Origin of the sequence: Pseudarthrobacter sp. L1SW, assembly GCF_020809045.1 — a bacterium.
Lineage (GTDB): Bacteria > Actinomycetota > Actinomycetes > Actinomycetales > Micrococcaceae > Arthrobacter.
Map to the genome: position 1 here is coordinate 1,953,875 of NZ_CP078079.1, position 20,517 is coordinate 1,974,391.

18 protein-coding genes are annotated in these 20,517 nt (G+C 64.9%); 9 read left to right on the top strand and 9 right to left on the bottom strand.

The annotated features are described in order from the left end of the window. Nucleotides 1-175 precede the first annotated feature (175 nt). The 3 genes from KTR40_RS08935 to KTR40_RS08945 are packed head-to-tail and all read right to left on the bottom strand — an operon-like array spanning nucleotide 176 to nucleotide 2,899. Nucleotides 176-1,120: a heme A synthase gene (locus KTR40_RS08935; RefSeq protein WP_228405927.1), complete on the bottom strand. Its 945-nt coding sequence runs from the start codon at nucleotides 1,118-1,120 to the stop codon at nucleotides 176-178. A gap of 7 nt (nucleotides 1,121-1,127) precedes the next feature. Continuing rightward, nucleotides 1,128-1,934, bottom strand: a complete 807-nt coding sequence (locus tag KTR40_RS08940; protein ID WP_228405929.1) for an ABC transporter permease — start codon at nucleotides 1,932-1,934, stop codon at nucleotides 1,128-1,130. Beyond that, a complete protein-coding gene (locus KTR40_RS08945; protein WP_228405931.1) occupies nucleotides 1,931-2,899 on the bottom strand; it encodes an ABC transporter ATP-binding protein in 969 nt (322 codons plus the stop codon). The genes KTR40_RS08940 and KTR40_RS08945 overlap by 4 nt, the downstream gene beginning before the upstream one ends. A gap of 103 nt (nucleotides 2,900-3,002) precedes the next feature. Between KTR40_RS08945 and KTR40_RS08950 the strand changes: the two genes are divergently transcribed. From KTR40_RS08950 to KTR40_RS08975, 6 genes are all read left to right on the top strand, one after another. Then, on the top strand, nucleotides 3,003-3,845 hold the full coding sequence (locus KTR40_RS08950; RefSeq protein ID WP_370633182.1) for a helix-turn-helix transcriptional regulator: 843 nt from the start codon (nucleotides 3,003-3,005) through the stop codon (nucleotides 3,843-3,845). After that, a complete protein-coding gene (sufB, locus tag KTR40_RS08955) occupies nucleotides 3,845-5,308 on the top strand; it encodes a Fe-S cluster assembly protein SufB (RefSeq protein ID WP_013600910.1) in 1,464 nt (487 codons plus the stop codon). Before KTR40_RS08950 ends, sufB begins: the two co-directional genes overlap by 1 nt. Before the next feature lie 2 nt (nucleotides 5,309-5,310). Next, nucleotides 5,311-6,597 carry a Fe-S cluster assembly protein SufD gene (gene sufD, locus KTR40_RS08960; RefSeq protein ID WP_139029123.1) on the top strand — a complete coding sequence of 429 codons (1,287 nt, stop codon included), beginning with the start codon at nucleotides 5,311-5,313 and terminating at the stop codon, nucleotides 6,595-6,597. Between the two features lie 24 nt (nucleotides 6,598-6,621). Then, complete coding sequence (locus tag KTR40_RS08965) at nucleotides 6,622-6,981, top strand: non-heme iron oxygenase ferredoxin subunit (protein WP_013600912.1); 360 nt, start codon at nucleotides 6,622-6,624, stop codon at nucleotides 6,979-6,981. Nucleotides 6,982-7,060: 79 nt separating this feature from the next. Continuing rightward, nucleotides 7,061-7,855: a Fe-S cluster assembly ATPase SufC gene (gene sufC / locus KTR40_RS08970; protein WP_139029124.1), complete on the top strand. Its 795-nt coding sequence runs from the start codon at nucleotides 7,061-7,063 to the stop codon at nucleotides 7,853-7,855. Between the two features lie 15 nt (nucleotides 7,856-7,870). Then, complete coding sequence (locus KTR40_RS08975; protein WP_139029125.1) at nucleotides 7,871-8,203, top strand: metal-sulfur cluster assembly factor; 333 nt, start codon at nucleotides 7,871-7,873, stop codon at nucleotides 8,201-8,203. 75 nt (nucleotides 8,204-8,278) lie between these two features. On the opposite strand, the gene KTR40_RS08980 is transcribed toward KTR40_RS08975, so the two are convergent. Together KTR40_RS08980 and KTR40_RS08985 are read right to left on the bottom strand one after the other, a co-directional pair. Then, nucleotides 8,279-9,484 (bottom strand): IS30 family transposase, encoded by a 1,206-nt coding sequence (locus tag KTR40_RS08980; protein WP_228406085.1) that lies wholly within the window; start codon nucleotides 9,482-9,484, stop codon nucleotides 8,279-8,281. A 571-nt stretch (nucleotides 9,485-10,055) separates the two neighbouring features. Continuing rightward, nucleotides 10,056-10,934, bottom strand: coding sequence for a neutral zinc metallopeptidase (locus tag KTR40_RS08985; protein ID WP_139029134.1), 879 nt, complete (start codon nucleotides 10,932-10,934; stop codon nucleotides 10,056-10,058). A gap of 58 nt (nucleotides 10,935-10,992) precedes the next feature. Between KTR40_RS08985 and KTR40_RS08990 the strand changes: the two genes are divergently transcribed. Together KTR40_RS08990 and KTR40_RS08995 are read left to right on the top strand one after the other, a co-directional pair. After that, on the top strand, nucleotides 10,993-12,399 hold the full coding sequence (locus tag KTR40_RS08990) for a class I adenylate-forming enzyme family protein (RefSeq protein WP_228405933.1): 1,407 nt from the start codon (nucleotides 10,993-10,995) through the stop codon (nucleotides 12,397-12,399). After that, nucleotides 12,389-13,567 (top strand): thiolase family protein, encoded by a 1,179-nt coding sequence (locus KTR40_RS08995; RefSeq protein WP_228405935.1) that lies wholly within the window; start codon nucleotides 12,389-12,391, stop codon nucleotides 13,565-13,567. The genes KTR40_RS08990 and KTR40_RS08995 overlap by 11 nt, the downstream gene beginning before the upstream one ends. A gap of 13 nt (nucleotides 13,568-13,580) precedes the next feature. Here the strand turns inward: KTR40_RS08995 and KTR40_RS09000 are convergent, their stop codons facing one another. The 4 genes from KTR40_RS09000 to KTR40_RS09015 form a co-directional block, all read right to left on the bottom strand. Next, a complete protein-coding gene (locus KTR40_RS09000; protein ID WP_228405937.1) occupies nucleotides 13,581-14,204 on the bottom strand; it encodes an energy-coupling factor transporter transmembrane protein EcfT in 624 nt (207 codons plus the stop codon). Next, entirely contained in the window at nucleotides 14,201-14,932 is a 732-nt protein-coding gene (locus KTR40_RS09005) for an energy-coupling factor ABC transporter ATP-binding protein (RefSeq protein ID WP_228405938.1), read from the bottom strand. Before KTR40_RS09005 ends, KTR40_RS09000 begins: the two co-directional genes overlap by 4 nt. A 12-nt stretch (nucleotides 14,933-14,944) precedes the next feature. After that, nucleotides 14,945-15,628 (bottom strand): biotin transporter BioY, encoded by a 684-nt coding sequence (locus tag KTR40_RS09010; RefSeq protein WP_228405939.1) that lies wholly within the window; start codon nucleotides 15,626-15,628, stop codon nucleotides 14,945-14,947. 309 nt (nucleotides 15,629-15,937) lie between these two features. Beyond that, complete coding sequence (locus tag KTR40_RS09015) at nucleotides 15,938-18,721, bottom strand: phytase (protein ID WP_228405940.1); 2,784 nt, start codon at nucleotides 18,719-18,721, stop codon at nucleotides 15,938-15,940. 363 nt (nucleotides 18,722-19,084) lie between these two features. Here KTR40_RS09015 and KTR40_RS09020 point away from each other — a divergent pair, with 363 nt between their 5' ends. Next, nucleotides 19,085-20,353, top strand: coding sequence for a DNRLRE domain-containing protein (locus tag KTR40_RS09020; protein ID WP_228405941.1), 1,269 nt, complete (start codon nucleotides 19,085-19,087; stop codon nucleotides 20,351-20,353). Nucleotides 20,354-20,517: the final 164 nt, after the last annotated feature.

Consider the following 20,517-nt stretch of genomic DNA (forward strand, 5'->3'; position numbering starts at 1 on the left):
GGACTCCAGGCTGTGGCTGGCCAACCATCGCGCATCCTCCCGCCCCTCGGCCCTTGGAGCCGCCGTCGGTCCCACGGAGCAGGCCAAAGTGTTTCCAAACCCAGCCTGCCTGGGCGGGGGCCGGGAAGGTAGAGGCGTTGGTCACAGGCTGCAGCGGCCGGGTCGCTGCAGCGGGCTATTCCACCGGACTTGCTTTTGCGAGGTCCCAGGCGTTCGTTGCGGCAACCATCAGCAGCGCGGCCCCGAGCATGTGGGCGGCCACCAGCAGCGCCGGGATGCCGTTGTAGTACTGGGTGAAGCCGATGACGGCCTGGAGGACCGTCACGGCGAGGAGTCCCAGGACGGCGGCGCGGAAGGGGCCCCGGATGCGTCGGAGGACCACCAGCGCCAGGGCAACAAGGGTTCCTGCAGTTACCAGGTACGCGGGCACGGCATGGATGTGGGAGAACAGATCCCAGTCCAGGCCGTTGCGGGGAGCGTCGGCGTCGCCTGCGTGCGGGCCGGCTCCGGTCACCACGACGCCCAGCATGACGGCGAGGGCAGAGAAAAGCGCGACGGCGGCCGTCACAGGGCGCATGACTCCCGGAAGGGCCGGGTGGCGTACGGCCAGGAACCGTCCCGTACGCCCGTAGGCACGGTTCACCAGCAGCGTGGCGAACACCACCAGTGCCATGGATACCAGGAAGTGCAGGCCGACGACCCACGGGTTGAGGTTGGTGAGGACGGTGATGCCGCCGATCACGGCCTGGGCGGGGATGCTGGCCAGGAGGCCCAGGGCCAGCAGGAAGAGGTCGCGCCGCTCCTTGCGGAGGTTCCACAGGTACACCAGCATCAGGGCGGCGACGGCGGCCAGAGCGAACGTGAGGAGGCGGTTGCCGAATTCGATGAAGCCGTGGATGCCCATCTCCGGAGTATTCACCAGTGAGCTGTCCGTGCAGCGGGGCCAGGTGGGGCAGCCCAGCCCGGACGAGGTCAGCCGTACGGCTCCACCGGTGACCACCAGCAGGGTCTGCCCGATCAGGGAGGCTACAGCCAGGCGGCGGACGCTGGCGTCCACCGTTCGGGGCAGCCGGGAGGCCAGGCGGCCGGCGAACTCAGGGAGGCGGGAGGCGGTGCTCACGAATATCTCAATTCCACTTGAACCAACGGATTGCTGCTGCCCCGGCAATAACTGTCCAGAGCACCAGTATGAGGGTGGCGGCGCCGTTCAGCGCGCCGTGCAGGAAGGCGTCCCGCAGGGCTTCGCCCAGTGCGCCCGAGGGCAAGTATCCGACGATCTGCTGGGCCCCGGCGGGCAGCTTTTCCGCCGGAATCACGATTCCGCCCAAGGCCCCCAGGAGGATCCAGAGCAGGTTGGTGATGGCCAGGGTGGCCTCCGGCCGGACGGTTCCGGCCACCAGGAGGCCCAGGGCAGTAAAAGCTGCCGCCCCCAGCGCAAGGAGCAGGAGCCCGGGAACCCAGCCAGCCGCCGTCGGCCGCCATCCCAGGGCCAGCCCAACGGAGGCCACCACGGCAACCTGCAGGCACAGCACCGCCAGGACGGAAAGCACCTTTCCTGCGATCAGCCCACCGCGGCCCAGCGGCGTGGTGGAGAGGAAGCGGAGCACGCCATAGCGCCGGTCGAAACCGGTGGCGATGCCCTGGCCGGTAAAGGCCGTGGACATGGCGCAGAGGGCGAGGATTCCGGGCACTGCCACGTCGATGCGGCTGGGCCCCAGCCCGTCCAGGAAAGGTGTCACCGTCAGGCCAACAAGCGCCAGCAGCGGCAGCACCACGGCAAGGATCAGCTGCTCGCCATTGCGCAGCATTGCCAGCGCCTCGTACTTGCCCTGCAGCAGGATGCGCCGCGCCAGGGGAGCGGGACCGTGGCCGCCGGGAGCTCCGGCGCCGGGGCCGGGAGCGGTACCTGCGGCACCCGTGGAGGTCCCGTTCATCGGAGGTCCTTTCCCGAAATGTCCAGAAAAACGTCTTCAAGGCTACGCGCCTGCAGGGTCATGAAGGCGGGCATGATGTCGTGGACGGCCCACCACTCAGCCAAGTCCGCAAGGTGGCGCGGGGTCAGCGTACCGGTGGCCGTGTAGCTGCCCGCCCGTTCCTCGGAGATGACGACGTCGGGGGGCAGCACGCCGGACAGGTCCAGGCCCGGCTTCGCCTCGAAGGTAAGGGTCCGCACGTGGTCGGCGCCCGCCTCCACGGCGGGTCCGCGCTGGAGGAGTTCCTGGACTGTCCCCTCGGCGACGTTCCGGCCGCCGTCGATGATGTAGACATAGTCCGCCAGCCGCTGGGCGTCGTCCATCAGGTGCGTGGTGAGGATGATTCCCATGCCTGAATCCCGGAGTTCGCCGATCAGCTCGAACACCAGTTGGCGGGACTGCGGATCCAGCCCGGCGCTGGGCTCGTCGAGGAACAGGACTTCCGGCCGGCCGATCAGTGCAGCCGCTAGGGCGAGGCGCTGTTTCTGGCCGCCTGAAAGCCGCCGGACGGTGGTGCGGCCGAAAGCGCCGATCCCCAGCCGCTCAACCAAGTCCTCGACGGGCCAGGGGTGCGCGTAGAGTCCTGCGACATGCCGCAGCAGCGGGAGGGGCCTGGCCGACGGCGGGAGGCCGCCGTCCTGGAGCATCACACCTACGCGGGAACGCAGGTCCGCCCCTGCCGAGGCCGGATCCTGGCCCAGCAGGGAAATGCTGCCGCCGCTGCGCTTCTGCAGGCCCTGGGCGCATTCGAGGGTTGTGGTTTTGCCGGCGCCGTTGGCGCCCAGCAGTGCCGTGACCTGCCCGCGCTCGGCAACGAGCGAGATGCCGCCCACCACCCGGAGCATTTTGCCGTCCAGGCTGGAAAGCGGGCCTACATCCTTTATGAGCCCATTGATGGACAGGACAGGGGATTGGGGCGATCGCACCCCAGTATTCTACGGGAAGTAGTACTGCCGGCAGTCCCCGCCCGCTGCTCAGGTCAGCCTGTCCTTACTGGAACGTGGGACTAAATTACGACACTATTGTGTTGTGTATTCCATGACCAACGCTACTGCTGTGCCTGTTGCCCGGCACGGGGCTTCCGCTGTCACCGCGGAACGTGGCGTCATGCCCGCAGGTCCGGTGGCTGACGCCGATGAGCGCACCCGCGACCGCGTCCTCGCCGCCGTCCTGGAACACGGGCCGGTCAGCGCCGCTGAACTGGGCGACCTGCTCGGCTTCACGCCTGCGGCAGTCCGCCGGCACCTGGACCATCTGTCCCGCGCGGGCGTTATCGAAGTCAAGCGGGTGGCCAAGTCGGGGGCAGGCGCAGGCCGTCCGGCACGGCGTTACGTCCTCAGCTCCCAAGGCCAGTCGAGCCTTGGCGATGACTACCTTGATATCGCCGCGTTGGCACTCCAGCAGCTCCAGAAAATGGCGGGCCCGGACGCAGTGCGCGCCTTCGCCGTCGAGCGTTTTGCCGACATGGAGCGCCGGTACGCGCCCGAGATCGAGAAGGCCGGCCCGGACATCACTGACCGGGCCAAAGCGTTGGCGGATGCCCTGAGTCGTGACAACTTCGTGGCGTCGGCAGCCTCCATCGAGGCCAAGGCTCCGCTCCCCGCCGCCCTTTCCAGCGTCCAGCTGTGCCAGGGCCACTGCCCCATCCAGCAGCTCGCCGCCCGGTTCCCCGTGTTCTGCGACGTGGAGACCGAAGTCTTCTCCCGGCTGGTGGGCGTGGACGTGCGGCGGCTTTCCACCCTTGCCCGCGGCGGGCACGTCTGCACCACCCACATTCCCACAGGCCGGCTGTCTGCCGGAGGGCCTAAACCGCTCCCGGCAGCCCCCGCCAGCCTGAATGAAGTAAACAACCATCAGCAAGAAAGGCCGTGATGACGGACCAACTATCAGAGAAAGCAGTAGCCGAAAACACTGTGATCTCGGAGATTCTGGAAAAGAATCCCGAGCTCCACGGCATCGGCAACTACGAGTACGGATGGGCTGACAAGAACGACGTCGGCGCCAACGCACGCCGTGGGCTCAACGAAGAAGTGGTCCGGGACATTTCGGCCAAGAAGAGCGAGCCGGAATGGATGCTCGACCTGCGCCTCAAGGGCCTGAAGTACTTCGACCGCAAGCCCATGCCCACGTGGGGTGCGGACCTCTCCGGCATCGACTTCGACAACATCAAGTACTTTGTCCGTTCCACGGAGAAGCAGGCCACCTCGTGGGACGACCTTCCTGAGGACATCAAGAACACCTACGACAAGCTGGGTATCCCGGAGGCCGAAAAGCAGCGCCTGGTTTCCGGCGTCGCCGCCCAGTACGAGTCCGAGGTTGTCTACCACCAGCTCCGCGAGGACCTCGAGCGGCAGGGTGTCATCTTCCTGGACACCGACACCGCGCTGAAGGAACACCCGGAGATCTTCCAGGAGTATTTCGGCACGGTCATCCCCGTGGGCGACAACAAGTTCGCGTCGCTGAACACCTCCGTATGGTCCGGCGGTTCCTTCGTCTACGTCCCCAAGGGCGTCCACGTGGACATCCCGCTGCAGGCATACTTCCGCATTAACACGGAAAACATGGGCCAGTTCGAGCGGACCCTGATCATTGCCGACGAGGACTCCTACGTCCACTACATCGAGGGCTGCACCGCGCCCATCTACACCTCGGACTCGCTGCACTCCGCCGTGGTGGAGATCATCGTGAAGAAGGGCGCCCGCGTCCGGTACACCACCATCCAGAACTGGTCCAACAACGTGTACAACCTGGTGACCAAGCGTGCCATCTGCGAAGAGGGCGCCACCATGGAATGGGTCGACGGCAACATCGGCTCCAAGGTCACCATGAAGTACCCGGCCGTCTACCTCGTCGGCGAGCACGCCAAGGGCGAGACCCTGTCCATCGCGTTCGCCGGCGAAGGCCAGCACCAGGACACCGGCTCCAAGATGGTGCACATCGCGCCGAACACCAAGAGCTCCATCATCTCCAAGTCGGTGGCCCGCGGCGGCGGACGCGCTGCGTACCGCGGCCTGGTCCAGGTCCGCGAAGGCGCCAAGCACTCGGCCAACACCGTCCGCTGCGACGCGCTGCTCGTTGACACGATCAGCCGTTCGGACACCTACCCGTACATCGACATCCGCGAGGACGATGTCGTGATGGGCCACGAGGCAACTGTTTCCCGGGTCAGCGAAGAGCAGCTCTTCTACCTGATGTCCCGCGGCATGCGCGAAGACGAAGCCATGGCGATGATCGTCCGCGGCTTCATCGAGCCGATTGCCCGCGAGCTCCCCATGGAGTATGCACTTGAGCTGAACCGCCTGATTGAACTGCAGATGGAAGGGTCCGTCGGATAACGATGACTGAAATCACTACTGAAAAGGCACGCATCGGCGCGCCCTCAGCCCAGCCGTTCATCGACGGCTTCACCGAGGAAGGCGAGAGCCTTTCGCCCATCAACGCGGCAGGCTCCAAGGCTCCGCTCGCCGGCGAAGCGGTCAAGAGCCACTCGCACGGTGGCGGTGTTGGTGTTCCGGACAGCTCACGCGCAGGCCGCCTGACGTCCTACAAGCTTGCCGACTTCAAGCCGCTCACCGGCATGGAGGAGGACTGGCGCTTCACGCCGCTGAAGCGGCTCCGCGGACTTCACTCCGAGGTCCTCGCCGGCGCCGCGCCCACCGTGGTTGTCACCGGCCCGGAAGAGGTCACCGTTGAGAGCGTCGGCCGTGACGACCACCGCATCGGCACCGCCGGCATCCCCGAGGACCGGGTGTCCGCCAACGCCTGGGAGAACTTCGCCGGCGCCACGGTGGTGACCATCCCGTCCGAGTTCGAGGCGACGTCGGAGGTCACTGTTGACATCGAGGGCACGTCCCTCGAGGCCGCCGCGCAGCACCTGTTGATTGTCGCGGAAAAGTTCTCCAAGGCCGTTGTTGTCCTGAACCACAGGGGTTCGGCCGTTGTTTCGGAGAACGTCGAGATCATCGTGGAAGACGGCGCCAGCCTGACCGTTATCACGCTCCAGGAATGGAACGACGACGCCGTCCACGCCTCCTCCCAGCAGGCGAAAATCGGCCGTGACGCCAAGCTCAAGCACGTCATGGTGAGCCTCGGCGGCGACCTTGTCCGCGTCACGCCGTCGGCCCGCTTCACCGCCCCCGGCGGCGAGGCGGAGCTGTTTGGACTGTACTTCGCCGACGCCGGCCAGCACCTGGAGCAGCGACTGTTCGTTGACCACGCCGTGGCCAACTGCAAGTCCAACGTGCTGTACAAGGGCGCACTGCAGGGCCGGAACGCCCACGCCGTCTGGGTTGGCGACGTCCTGATCCGCAAGGAAGCCGAAGGCACCGACACCTACGAGGCCAACCGCAACCTGCTGCTGACCGACGGCGCCCGCGCCGACTCCGTGCCCAACCTCGAAATCGAGACCGGCCTGATCGAGGGTGCCGGCCACGCCAGCGCCACCGGCCGCATGGATGATGAGCACCTGTTCTACCTGATGGCACGCGGCATCCCCGAGGACGTTGCCCGCCGCCTGGTGGTCCGCGGCTTCCTGAACGAGATCATCCAGCAGATCAAGGTCCCCTCCATTGAGGAGCGGCTGACCGAGGCTGTTGAGCGCGAGCTCGCCCTGACGGACAACTAGGAAGCACGGAGCACGGGTTAACAGATGACTGACCAGCCAAAGGGCGAGCTTGTCTGCAAGGTGGATGAAATCCAGCTGAAGCAGGCGCTGCGGATCCTGATCGACGACTACCCTGTGGCCATCGTCAAGGACTCCATGGGGGAGATCCACGCCATCGGCGACACCTGCTCGCATGCGGACATTTCGCTGTCCGAGGGCGAGGTGGAGGGCTGCGCCATCGAGTGCTGGGGCCATGGGTCCCAGTTCGACCTGCGCAGCGGCCAGCCGCTGCAGCTGCCGGCCTACGATCCCGTCCCGGTGTTCGCCGTCGACATCCGCGGGGACGAGGTCTACGTGGACGTCACCAACGTCCTCAACGGCGCCGAAGCTCCAAACTTCAGCTAGCACCACAGAATTACGAACCAACTTCCAGACAGAGAGCGCACCGCGGCCGGCAGGCACGGTGCAGAGGAGAACAAGACACATGTCTACTCTTGAGATCAAGGACCTGCACGTCAGCATTGAGACGGAGCAGGGAACCAAGGAAATCCTGAAGGGCGTCAGCCTGACCATCCGGACCGGCGAGACCCACGCCATCATGGGCCCCAACGGCTCCGGCAAGTCCACGCTGGCCTCCACCATCGCTGGCCACCCCCGCTACAACGTCACCAGCGGCTCCATCACCCTGGACGGCGAAGACGTCCTGGAGATGAGCGTTGACGAGCGCGCCCGTGCCGGCGTCTTCCTGGCCATGCAGTACCCGGTGGAGGTCCCCGGCGTCAGCATGACCAACTTCCTCCGCACCGCCAAGACCGCCATCGACGGCGAAGCACCCAAGCTCCGCACCTGGACCAAGGACGTCAAGGCTGCCATGGAGCAGCTGCGGATCGACGCCGACTTTGCCCAGCGCAACGTGAACGAAGGCTTCTCCGGCGGCGAGAAGAAGCGCGTGGAAATCCTGCAGCTGGAACTCTTCAAGCCCAAGTTCGCCGTCCTGGACGAGACCGACTCCGGCCTGGACGTTGACGCGCTGAAGGTTGTCTCCGAGGGCGTCAACCGCGCCCACGCCGAGGGCAAGATGGGCACGCTGCTCATCACGCACTACACGCGCATCCTGCGCTACATCAAGCCTGACTTCGTCCACGTGTTCGTGGACGGCCAGGTTGTGGAAGAAGGCGGCCCGGAGCTGGCCGACCGCCTGGAAGAAGAAGGCTACGACCGCTACGCCAAGGGCGCCGGCGCAGCCACCATCGCGGCCCCCGCCCCAGCACAGGCCTAGTAAAGGACACCTGCCATGACCGAAATCAACGCGGCACGCACGAGCCTTGAGGACGTCGAAGAGGCGCTCAAGGACGTCATCGATCCTGAGCTCGGCGTCAACGTGGTGGACCTCGGGCTGTTGTACGGCCTGAAGTACTCCGACGACGACGGCGCGCTGCTGATCGACATGACCCTGACCACGGCCGCCTGCCCGCTCACCGATGTCCTGGAGGAGCAGGTGGGCAAGGCCCTCGATGGCGTTGTGGACGAATGGCGCCTCAACTGGGTATGGATGCCGCCATGGGGTCCCGAGCGGATCACCGACGACGGCAAGGACCAGATGCGGGCCCTCGGCTTCAACATCTAAGAGTCAAAAAAGTACGACGACGGCCGCTCACCTTCCTTGGGGGCGGTTTCTAGGGGTCGTTGCAACACCTGCTGGTTAGGTGGTTAGTAGTAAATCACGTAAACGCTCGGCTGGGGTCTTCCAGCCGAGCGTTTTGCGTGGGCGGCCGTTGAGTTCCTGGGCGACGTGTTCGAGGTCTTCAGTGCCGTAGGCGGACAGGTCGGTGCCTTTAGGGAAGTACTGGCGCAGTAGCCCGTTGGTGTTTTCATTCGAGCCGCGTTGCCAGGGGCTGGCGGGGTCGCAGAAGTAGACGGGCATGTCGGTGGCCATGGTGAAGGATCGGTGTCCGGCCATTTCGGCGCCTTGGTCCCAGGTCAGTGAGCCGCGCAGGTGCGCTGGAAGGGAACTGATGGTCCGGACGAGGCCGTCACGGACGGTTTCGGCGGTGTGGTCATTTGGCAGGTGGACGAGCATCACGTACCGGGTGGTGCGTTCGACCAGGGTTGCGATGGCGGACTGGTTTAGTGTGCCGGTGATCAGGTCGCCTTCCCAGTGGCCGGGTACGGCGCGGTCCTCGACCTCGGGCGGTCGTTCGGAGATCATGACCATGGGGTCGGCGAAGCGGGAGATGCGCTGTTCGCCGGTGTTATGGGGTTTGCGGCGGGTCCGGCCGGTGCGCAGGGCCGCCTGAATTTCGCGTTTGAGCCCCCCTCTGGCCTGGACGTAGAGGGCTTGATAGATCGTCTCTGGGCACACACGCATCTCCGGCAGTTCGGGGAAATCTTCGACCAGCGTGTGGCTGATCTGCTCTGGAGACCAGCGTAGGAGCAGTTTCTCCTTCACGTAGTTGCTCAGATCCGATTCACCAGCGAGTTTCCCGGTTTTGGGCCGGGCGCGGCGTGAGGCAGCTTGACGTTGCGCCGCATACGGCTGGTAGCCAACACCCGGGTGGCCGTTACGGGCGATTTCCCGGCTAACGGTCGACGGCGATCGCTGCAACACTGCCGCGATTGTACGCAGCGAGGCCCCAGCGCCGTTCAGGTCCCGGATGGTCTCGCGTTCTTGCAGCGACAGAAACCTCGGGTCAATGGCCCGTTCAAGCACCGAGATCGATACCGACCGGGTCTGCTGCCTTTTGCCGGGGACGGCAGGAAGTGTTGAAGAATCCACATCATGGTTGTAATGCATTCTCTGTCCACCTGGATAAATGCGTCGACCGCCAGATTTCCTCACCCCAAGCTCCCACTCCCGTGCACTGCTGCGGGGAACGCCCAGGGCCTTGACCGCATCGCGCCGGCTCAGTCCTTGGTCCCATAAGCGCAGGTACTCCACTCGCCTGCGATGACTCACCGGCCGGCTGGAAATGCCCGCCTCGCGGGCCCAGCGGAACGCAGTGTTTACATTCAGGCTGATCTCAGCTGCGGCAACAGTCACGCTCCCTTCCCGCTCGAGAACGGACAAGAACTCACGTTTCTGTTCGGATGTGTATTTGGTTCTGGCTGCCTGGCGGGTTGATGCGGTGTTCCCGGAAGTGAGGCCAGCCCTGCGGAGCCACTGATAGCAGCTGTTCCGGTTCAAACCCAGTTCTGCCGCGGCTGATGTCGCACTTCCGAGTCGGTCAAAAACCTGGAAGAACTCTTCCCTCTGCTGAACAGTCGATCTCGCGTACTTCCGGGACTCCGCTGGAACATCGCTTAAATACGGCACGGTCGTTGCAACTCCCAAAATCTATGGGTGTTGCAACGACCGCTAAAACTCAAGGGGAAGGTGAGCGGCCGTCGTCGTACTTTAACTCAATCCACTGCTCCGTAGGTGTCGTTTTTCAGCGATCTAAACGACACCTACGGAGCAATCGAGGGGGCTAAATGCGGGGTTAGAGCGAGGGTGATGAGAAGGTGTCGCACTGGTTGATGTCCCCGGTCTCGTAGCCCCGGTAGAACCAGCGCTGGCGCTGCTCACTGGAGCCGTGGGTCCAGGCCTCCGGAGAGACCCGGCCCGTGGCTGCCTCCTGGATCCGGTCGTCACCAACTGCGGACGCGGCGGACAGTGCGTCGTTCAGGTCCTGCTGGGTGAGTTGCTCCAGGAAGGGCTGGCCGTCCGGACCAGGCTGGGTGGATGCGTGCTTTGCCCAGAGTCCGGCGTAGCAGTCGGCCTGCAGTTCAACCCGGACAGCGCCGGATTCCGGACCCTGCGGATCCTGCTGGGCCTGGTCCAGGCTGCCCAGCACGTTCTGGATGTGGTGCCCGAACTCGTGGGCCACCACGTACTCCTGCGCCAGCGGCCCGCCGGAGGAACCGAACCGGTCCACGAGCTCCTGGAAGAACCCGGGATCAAAGTAGGCGGTGGTGTCGGTGGGGCAGTAGAACGGTCCAACCGCGCTGGAGGCCGTGCCGCAGCCGGTGCTGACCCCCTGCTCGAAGATCACCGTCTCCGGCTGCGGGTACTTCACGTTGTACTGCTGCAGATAAGCAGGCCAGAAGGCGTTCAGGCTGTTCACCGTGCCGGTGATGCGGCAGTCCACGCGGGCGTCCGCATCCGCCCCGGTCTGGCAGGCAGGAGCCGTGCCCTGGCTCTGCGGCGCCTGGCCCGCGCCGGCCAGGCCTTCCAGCAGCTGGGGGTTGACGCCCAGGAGCGTGGCAATGAGCAGGATGAGCCCACCGCCGATGCCGCCGCCCACTTTTACTCCACGGCCCATGCCGCGCCGGTCCTGGACCTGCGAGGGGTCCAGCTGCACATTGTCGTTGAAACTCATAAAGTCACATTACCCGCGCGCCCGTCGCTCAACCGGGCCGGCCGGTAAAGTTGATCCGATGCCTTTCCTTAACCGAATCCAGCGCTGGGCCGATGAACGGCCCCACGACACCGCCGTCGTGATTGCAGGACGGCGCCTTTCATGGGCTGAATTCCGGGAATCCGCTGGGGACCTGGTGGCCCATGCAAAGTCCGTGACGTCCCTCTGTGAAGCAAATTCGGTTGACTTTGCCACCAGGTTCGCCGCCGCAGTGGCCGGCGGGCGCCAGTGCGCGGTCCTTGACCCGGCATGGCCGTTCCAACTGCAGGAGGACATCAGGGGGCGTGTTGAAGCCTCGGCACTTCCGGCCGCGGTGTCGCCTGACGATGACCTGGCCGATGGCGCGCCGGAGTCCACCTTCCTCATCGGCCTCACGTCCGGCACCACCTCGGTGCCCAAAGCCTTCACACGCTCCCGGCGGTCCTGGCAGGAATCCTTCGACGCCTCGATCGAGTTCTTTGGACTCCGTCAGGACGATGTGACGCTGGCGCCCGGACCGCTCGCCGCGAGCCTCAACCTCTATGCCCTGGCAGAGTGCCTCTATGCCGGCTCTGAGTTCCAGACCCTCGAATCCTTTGACGTCGGGGACGTCCATGCCGCCATCGCGCATGACCGCGTCACCAGGCTGGTGCTGGTGCCCACCATGCTGAGGATGCTCAGCGAGCGCGGCCTGGCCGGATGCGTGGACGCTTCCGGAGTACGCACCATCATCTGTGCCGGCTCAAAGCTGGACGCCCGGACCCTTGAGGCCGCGCGCCGCTGGGCCCCGAACGCCACCATCTTCGAGTACTACGGCGCCTCGGAACTGAGCTTTGTTTCCGGGGCCGGGCTGCCCGCCCGGCAGCTTGCCGTGCCCGGCGGGACCGGCATCGGCCGGGCATTTCCGGGCGTGGAGGTCCGGATCCTCGATGACACCGGGGCGCCCCTTCCGGACGGCGAGGCCGGGAACATCTGCGTCCGGAGCCCGATGGTCAGCAACGGCTACCTCTGGGGCGACGACGGCCAGGCGCTGAAGTCATTTGACGGCTGGTCCACCGTGGGGGACCAGGGGTATCTCGCCGAGGGGGAACTCCACATCCTGGGCCGCCGCGCGGACATGATCCTCACGGCAGGCAAGAACGTGTATCCGCATGAGGTTGAACTGGCACTGTCAGCCGTGCCCGGGGTATCCGCCGCTGTGGCTGCCGGAATACCGGACGACCTGCGCGGCCAGCGTGTGGTGGCCGGTGTTCTTCCCTCCCACGGGGCGGTCACGGCAACGCAGCTCCGGGCAGGACTTGAAGAGATCCTGGCGCGGGACAAGCGGCCGCTCCAGTATTACCTCCTGTCCGAACTGCCCACCACGGACCGCGGCAAGGTCAGCAGGAGCCTGCTGCTGGACTGGATACACTCCCGGGACCAAAGGGTGCGCAGCCTTGGCGGTTGAGCTGCTCCCTCCTGAACGCCAGCCGGTCATCATCGCCGCGCGGCGGACCCCGGTGTGCCGCAGCAACGGTGCCCTCAAGAAACTGCGCGCCCATGAACTGCTGGCGCCCGTCCTGCGCGGGCTCCTGGCCGCCGCCGGGGTTGAGCGTTCGGCTGTCGCCGATGTGGTGATCGGCAACGCCGTGGGCGGCGGCGGAAACGTGGCGCGCCTTGCCTTGCTGGAGGCGGGGTTGCCGGTCAGTGTTCCCGGCGTCACCGTGGACCGCCAGTGCGGTTCGGGGCTGGACGCCATCGTCCTCGCTTCACGGCTGGTGGCTGCGGGCGGTGGCCCGCTGTTCCTTGCCGGGGGAGTGGAGAGCACCAGTACGGCGCCCCTGCGCGCATACAGGAACGACGACGGCGGGCCGGAGTTCTACCGGCGCGCACAGTTCGTGCCGGAAAGCTTCGGCGATCCGGACATGGGTGTGGCGGCAGAAACCGTGGCCCAGAGGTTCGGCATCAGCCGGGAGCGGCAGGACGCCTTCGCCCTGCGGAGCCACCGCCTGGCGCTTGGCGCCTCTGAGGCCGGGTATTTCGACGGCGAACTGGTTCCCCTGCATACCCAAGCCGGGACTGTTGCTGCCGACGATGGCCCACGCCGGGGGCTGAACTCCGCAGTGATGTCCCGGTTCCCGGCCGCCTTCGTGGACGGGGGAACCGTCACCGCGGGGAACTCGTGCTTCGACGCGGATGCCGCCTCCGCCGTCGTCATTACCTCCCTTGAGCGGGCACGGGACCTGGGCGCCGTGGACGGGCTGCTGGTCAAAGGCGCCGGAACGGCAGGAGTGGAACCCGAGGTGCTGGGCGTGGGCGCCGCAGCCGCGGCGGGGAACGTGCTGGCTGCCGCCGGCGTGCGGGCCGAGGAACTGGAACTGGTGGAGTTCAACGAAGCCTTCGCCTCACAGACGCTTGCCTGCCTGGACCAGTTGGGGATTGACGGCGGGCGGGTAAACCTCGACGGCGGGGCGCTGGCTTTGGGGCACGCGTATGGGGCATCCGGTGCTGTCCTGGTGACCCGCGTGCTGGCGCAGGCGCGGAGGAACGGAACACCGGGCAGCCTGGCCCTGGCCATGATCAGCAGTGCTGGAGGCATGGGTACAGCCGCGCTGCTGGAATACCGGCACCTGTAGGTAATCCCTGGGCTCAGTCCTCGGCTTCGCCCAGGCCTCGGGCGGCGAGCGCCTCGCCCGTCTGGCGGGCAAAAGCCACCGAGGTGATGAAGACTGGCAGGATCAGCGCGCGGGGGTTGCGTTCCAGGCCGCGGGCCCGGGCGGAATCCCGGACGTCGGCGAACGTGCCGGCGATGTAGGGGATGCTGCGCAGCATGATGCCGATCGTCAGTGCGAACCGCTCGGGGTCTGCACCAAGTCTCCTGAAGGGGGTGGCTGCTTTGACCACTCCGTCCAGGAGCTGCTGGACCGGGGTGGTGGCGGTGAGCAGTGACGCGGCCATGACGCAGACCAGGATATTCAGGACGATCCTTGCTGCTGTTGGTGCTCCCAGCTGCCACCACTGGAATACGCCGATGGCCAGCAGCACGGCGGCGAGCGGCCGGACAGCACCCCAGAGCCGCCCAAGACCGGCGCCGGTGAGCAGGAAGAGCCCGCTGAGCCCGCCGAGTACCGCCGCCGAGATGAGCCAGTCCTGGATGATGAACGAGGCCAGGCCGCAGCCGAACACCAGCAGGAACTTCAGCGCCAGCGGCGCCCGGTGGACCAGGGAGTCCCCCGGCGCGTAATTGGCCAGGAGGAAACCGTGGCCCCTCACCGGGTGCCCGGTTCCGTGGTGTGGAGGCCGTCCATGCACAGGGCGCGGTATATCGCGACAGCTTCCGCAGGGGCGCCGTCGAACGCGGTTCTCCCTTGGTCAATGACCAGCACGCGGTCCATTTCGAGGGCCAGGTCAAGGTCGTGCGTGGACATGATGATCTGCTGGTCCAGTCCCGCCAGGGTCCTGCGAAGGAGTTCACGGTTGCGGAGGTCCAGGAGGGTGGAGGGTTCATCAAGTACCAGGACGTTGGGGTTCACGGCCAGGACGGCGGCGAGCGCCATCAGTTGCCGCTCGCCGCCGGAGAGTTCGTAGATGCTTTGGTCGGCCAGGTGCAGCAGCCCCATCCGTTCAAGGGCCGCTTCAGCCTGGTTGCGCCGCACGGTGGCGTTCTTAGCCGAGCGGCGGAGCGAAAGCTCCACGTCCTCCCGGCCGGTGGGCATCACCAACTGGGAGAGGGGATCGGTGAAGACAAAGCCCACGTTCCGCCTGACGTTCCGGACGGCACGTACTGTGTCGTCGCCGTCGACCGCCACCCGGCCATCCGTTGGCTGGACCAGGCCGTTGACCAGCCGCAGCAGCGTGGACTTACCGGAGCCGTTGGCCCCGATGACGCCCACGCGGCGTTCCGTGAGTTTAAGGTTAACGGCGTCGAGAAGGACTTTCGGCTCGCGGGAGTGGTCCGTTTCGACGGCGACTGTTACCTGGTCAAAGGTGACGGAGGGCATGGCCGGCTGGTCCTAGGCTGTGGTGGTCTGGGAATTGGCGGCCTGGGTAGTGATGGTTGGTGCCGCGCCGCGGCGGACGCGGCGGACGCGGCGGACCAGGATGTCCGGGAAGGCGCGATGGAGGGCCACGGCGATGACGGCGGCGAGGACGTTCTTGATGATGTCCCCGGGATAGAAGACCAGGTCACTCACGAACGCCTGCACCAAGGTTGCCTTTGTGTTGAGGGCTATGCCGGCGACACCGAGCGAGTGCACCACCAGCACGCTGGTGGCCATGGCGGCAAGGAAAAGCCAGAGGGCACGGACCTTGGTGGTGCGGCGGATTACTGCGATCGCAAGCAAACCCACCACCAGGGCGGCGATGGGGAAAGCGATGATATAGCCGGCGGAGGGACCGGCGAGGATGCCCAGCCCGCTGCGGCCCTGGCTGAAGATCGGAAGGCCTGCGAGGCCCAGCAGGGTATACAGGCCGACGGCGGCGAAGCCCCTTCCGGGGCCCAGGACCAGGCCGGTGAGCATCACCGCGAGGGTCTGGAAGGTGATGGGGACGCCGAAGCCGTTTACGGCCAGGCCGGGAACCAGGGCAGCGCTGGCCACAAGGGCTGCGAAGACGGCGATCAGGCCCAAGTCGGTGGCGTTCCAGCGGCGGCGCTGGGCTTTAGGGGTGGTGTTGACGGCGGTTTTGGTGTTGCTCATGGCGGTCCTGTCGGGGTTGTACAAGCGGCATCTGGTGTAATCCCGACGTTACCGGGGCGCGGTGATGCCTATTTTGTAGGGGGCCTACTAAAGCAGGCCCCGGCCGATGAGGGCTGGGCACAACTGGCCCACGGATTACACCACGCAATGGCTCTGTTGGTTCCCGGGTAGCCTCGGGGGCTTCCTTGGGGTGTGCACGGTCGAGCACGCGGACACCCGTGCCGTGCAGCTCCACCAGGATGGCTTCCTGGGGAGAACTGTTCGGCGCGCTGGGGCCTGAACCTGGTGCAGCTGTGATCGCTTGCGGTTCTATTGCAGCTGGAGCACCAGCTTTGGCGGGGTCGTAGTCTCCCTGGAACCGAAGTCGGCCCCGTCGCTGCTGGTGGCGTTCATGCCAAGCGACAGGAGGCCGCCGAGCTCTCCCTGCAGGGCTGACGCAGTCAGTGTCACTTCATAATTGGTGTTCGCCGTGACTGGTCCGAGGCTGCCCAGGATGCTGCTGCCCAGGGCCGGCCTTGTGCCGTACGTGAGGACGGTCTCGGCCCATGTGTCGTCCGTGACGAACCTGACGTTCTGTGTTCCCACTGAGCCGCTGGTCGTAGCCCGCAGTTGGAGCTTCGCGCTGACGATCGTTTTGCCTGCGAAAGCGGAAAGATCGAACTTCAGGTAGGCGTTCTCGACTGGACTGTTGTCCACGGCGAGCTTCACCGCCGTTCCGTAGTTCGTCGTCGTCGCCCCGCTGGAAACATAGGTATCCGCTATGGCCGTCAACGTCACCGTCTCCGAGGGCGTGGTGGCTGCGGCTGTAGTGAAAGTCCACGTCTTGGCCACGACTGTGTTGCCGGCGGAATCTTTCGCTCCGCTGACCTTGGCGGTGTACTGCGTGGCAGGTTTGAGATTGTCCGTGGGATCCAATGTGGCGGTGTTGTTGCTGAGGGTGACCGTCGCGCCCACAGGAGTCGTTGACGTCCCCTCGGACAGAGTGAAGGTCGTGTTGTTGACCGTCGTGAGATCCATGGCTTCCGAAAACGTAGCCGTGACATTTCCGGTGACCGCTGCATCTGATGCGTTCTCTACCGGCGTCACTGAGGTCACCGTGGGTGCGGTGGTATCCGCGGGTGGCGGGGTCCCCGTGCCCGATCCAAGCTGGAGCACCAGCTTTGGTGGGGTCGTGGTCTCCCTGGAGCCGAAGTCGGCCCCGTCGTTGCTGGTGGTGTTGATGCCCAGGGACAGGATGCCGCCCAGCTCGCCCTGCAGAGCTGACGCAGTCAATGTCACTTCATAATTGGTGTTCGCCGCGACCGGTCCAAGACTGCCCAGCACACTGCTGCCCAGAGCTGGTCTGGAGCCGTAGGTGAGGCCGCTCTCCGTCCACGTGTCGTCCGTAACCAGCCTGACGTTCTGCGTACCCGTTGAGCCACTGGTCGTCGCCCGCAACTGGAGCTTCGCGCTGACGACCGTCTTTCCGGCGAGTGCCGACAGGTCAAACTTCAGGTAGGCGTTCTCCACCGGGCTGTTGTCCACGGCGAGCTTGGGCGCCGTCCCGTAGTTCGTGGTCAGCGCCCCGCTGGAAACATAGGCGTCCGCTGCTGCCGTCAAGGTCTCCGTTTGGGGCGCCGAGGTGTCGATCAGCCAAGTCCGCTCCGCAGGAGTTGGGTCCGCATTGCCGGCTGCGTCGGTCGCCCGAACCGCGAAGACGTGCGAGCCAACCGCGAGATCAGCATATCTCTTGGGTGACGTACATCCTTCGAAGGCGCCCCCATCCAAGGCACACTCGAACGTGCCAGGCTCCGTCGCAGTGAAGGTGAACTCAGGTGAAGTGCTGGCACTGGTCCCTGATGGACCACCTGTAATCGACGTATCAGGCGGTGTGGTATCCGGTCCGGGGTTGCCTCCTCCGCCGCCCTCTGCTCCTATCTGCCGCGGGTCAAAAGTGGTGTCCACAAGCAGCCGGGGGCTGAACGCGTCGGCAATCTGCTGCCAGGAGACGAGCTTGTGGTTTTGGTTGCCACTGTTGCCGTTGCCCGCATCAGTATTGTTGTGGTCCTGGCTTGTGAAGAGCCCAGCGGGATAGGAAGGTCCGAGCGGGAAATTGGTGACATCAATCCCGTCCTGCCCATTGACACCGTCGACGCCGCCTCCGGTGGCGATCTTGAAGGAGCCGACGAAGGCGTTGTCACCGCGGTTGTAGACGACGAAGTTGGATCCACCCTGGCTCGATACAATCAAATAACCGGTCCCCTGCCGGCCATAATAAATGGCGGAGTTCTTGACGTTCTCCACTATCCGCCCACCGGTTGCCACAGTACGGTCCACAAGTGACCGGGTTGAACCGTCCCCCGGCTCAGCTCCGTATCGCCACAAACCGACTTTCTCCTCTGACACATACAGACGTTGCAGCTCATCATCGGCCGAAATGCCCTCGGAGCTGTCGCCGTTGTCGAAAGAACGTACGGCAGTCCCGCGGACCGCTCCATTGGAACCGTCCAACTCGAACTGGGTAATCACATTCGTATTGAAGTCATGAACAAAGGCGTAATACTTCCCCGAGACGGGGGAGTGATACATTCCGAAGCCGCGAGGCCTGCCCGGCGTGCTGATGCGCCCCACCTCTGTCAGGGACCGGTCAGCGACGTTCACCTTGTAGAACCGGACGCCGGTCGACTCCACGTTCCTCTCCGTCACGCCGACGAGGGCGATGCGCTCACTGCCCAGCGGAAAGTTGTACCGGAGATCGACGTTGTTCATACTGCCGTGCAGGTAGAAATGTAACTGGCGCCCCGACAGGTCGTAGACCCCCACACCTCCGGTACTTAGCTTGTCGGTACCGATCACCACGCTTTGCGACGGATCCGTGGGGTGTATCCAGATCGCGGTGTCGTCTGCCGCGTCACTGGAACTCGGAACCGGTGTTGTCTCTGCCGAGGGAGTCACCAGGACGTCCGCCGCATGCGCCCGCGGGGCGGTGAGTACGCTGAGGCCTGCGAGGGCTGCAGCCAAAACCGCGACAAGCAGGAGCCGGAGCAGCGTGGGGGCGTGGCGCAAGTATCCGCCTATGTCCCGGGAACGTCGAACAGCAGCCGTGTGAGCCATGGATTTCCTATCCGTTGGCCGGTGCGCTGCACAAGCGCACCGGACGTCTGACACAGACGCCCCACACCCCAGCAGCATTCGGCGTCGTAGAGGAATCCTAGCTGTGGTCAAACCCGCCCAGAATAAGGCCGGATACCCGAACATCGGCTGGAACTACCTAATTTCTGCCGCCGATGCGTCCATTCCCTCATCGGGTTTAGGTTATTCACCGGCTCCCAAAACTCGGGTATAGGGGATTGATTGCCCGCGTATTTCTCCAGGTTTACGCTGTGAGATAGCTCGCATTTAGCCGTCGTTGTTTCTGGGTCGACGTTGGTTCAGGCAGCCGGGTACATCACAGTCCTAAGAGAAATAGCGACGAACATGAAAGCTACGAGCCTCCTGGCTTTGCCAACTCAGCAGAAACGGCGCGGCATGATGCTTCGGCGTAAATGCGCAGCGGGTGCATCGTCCATTCTGCTTTTGTTCGGAATTCTTGCGCCAACAACCGCAAATGCCGCAGCGACGACCTCTTTAGTCATGGACGCTTACGTGCAAGCCGACAAGGCGACTTCGAACTTTGGAACCAGTGTCCGCTTGTCTACAGAAGGCCGTGCGTATATCTGGCGGAACTCGCTCCTGCGGTTCTCCGTGCAGGTGCCCGCCGGCGAACATGTTGTATCAGCCAAGCTTCGTGCGTATTCCGAGGCCTCCACGACTTCCACTGAGTTCGTTGATGTCTACACCACATCGGGCGGCTGGACCGAGAGGGGCGTCACGTGGAATAACGCACCGGCCCGCGGCACGTGGCTCGGGAAGGCCGGCGGTTTCGCGAGTGGTTCCTGGGTTGAATGGGATGTGACGAAGGGCGTCAATCCCAAAGGCGGCGAGCAAAACTTCAAGCTGGAAAGCAATGCCCGGAAATGGATTGGGTTCAAGTCAAGGGAATCGTCGAACTCGGCCCTGCGTCCAAGGCTTGTGGTGACGACCGCGCCTGACACGGTGACCTCCACCGAGGCGGCCGTAATACATGGGTGGGGCGCACGTGTGGCCGGGGACGAGTTCAATTATTCCGGCGCGCCCGATGCCACGAAGTGGAATGTCTATAACAGCGCGGGTCACGCGGGCAACGGTTACCGGAGCCCGCAGCAGGTCACCGTGGACGGTTCCAAAATGGTCATCACAGGAACTCCCGATGGCACGACCGCCGGAATGGGCGCGAAGTTCGCAAACCAGAAGTACGGGCGGTGGGAAGTACGCGCGGCCGGGTCCGGTGATAACGAATACCACTTGGTTTCCATCCTGTGGCCCGACAGCGAGAATTGGCCGTGTGATGGCGAGATTGACTACGCGGAGACCATTGGCGACTGGAACGTCATCAACTTCTTCCACCACTATGGATGTTCAAACCTGCAAACGCAGGCGTCCAGGCCTCTGGACGTAACCCAGTTTCACAACTACGCGGTTGACTGGTCGTCGCGCGGGATCGTCGGCTATATCGATGGAATCAAGTGGTTTGAAGACACCGACCCTACGCATCAGCCTCCGGGTCCGATGCACCAGACATTACAGCTGGACTGGTTCCCTGACAGCAGTGCCGACGGAGCCGCGGAAATGCGTGTTGATTGGGTCCGCGTGTACGCGGCGGGGTGATATCCAAACGCGGGCAACGCTGTCCTGGTCCGGGTATTCCCAGTCCGTGAGACCCGTCTCGAAGTAGCGTTCCTCAGCGCGTTCAACGGTAGACTTGGGTGGGCCGTTCTCCGGCCATTGCCGCCCACGCCCACCACAGACGCACTGGGCGGCGGCTTATCCCT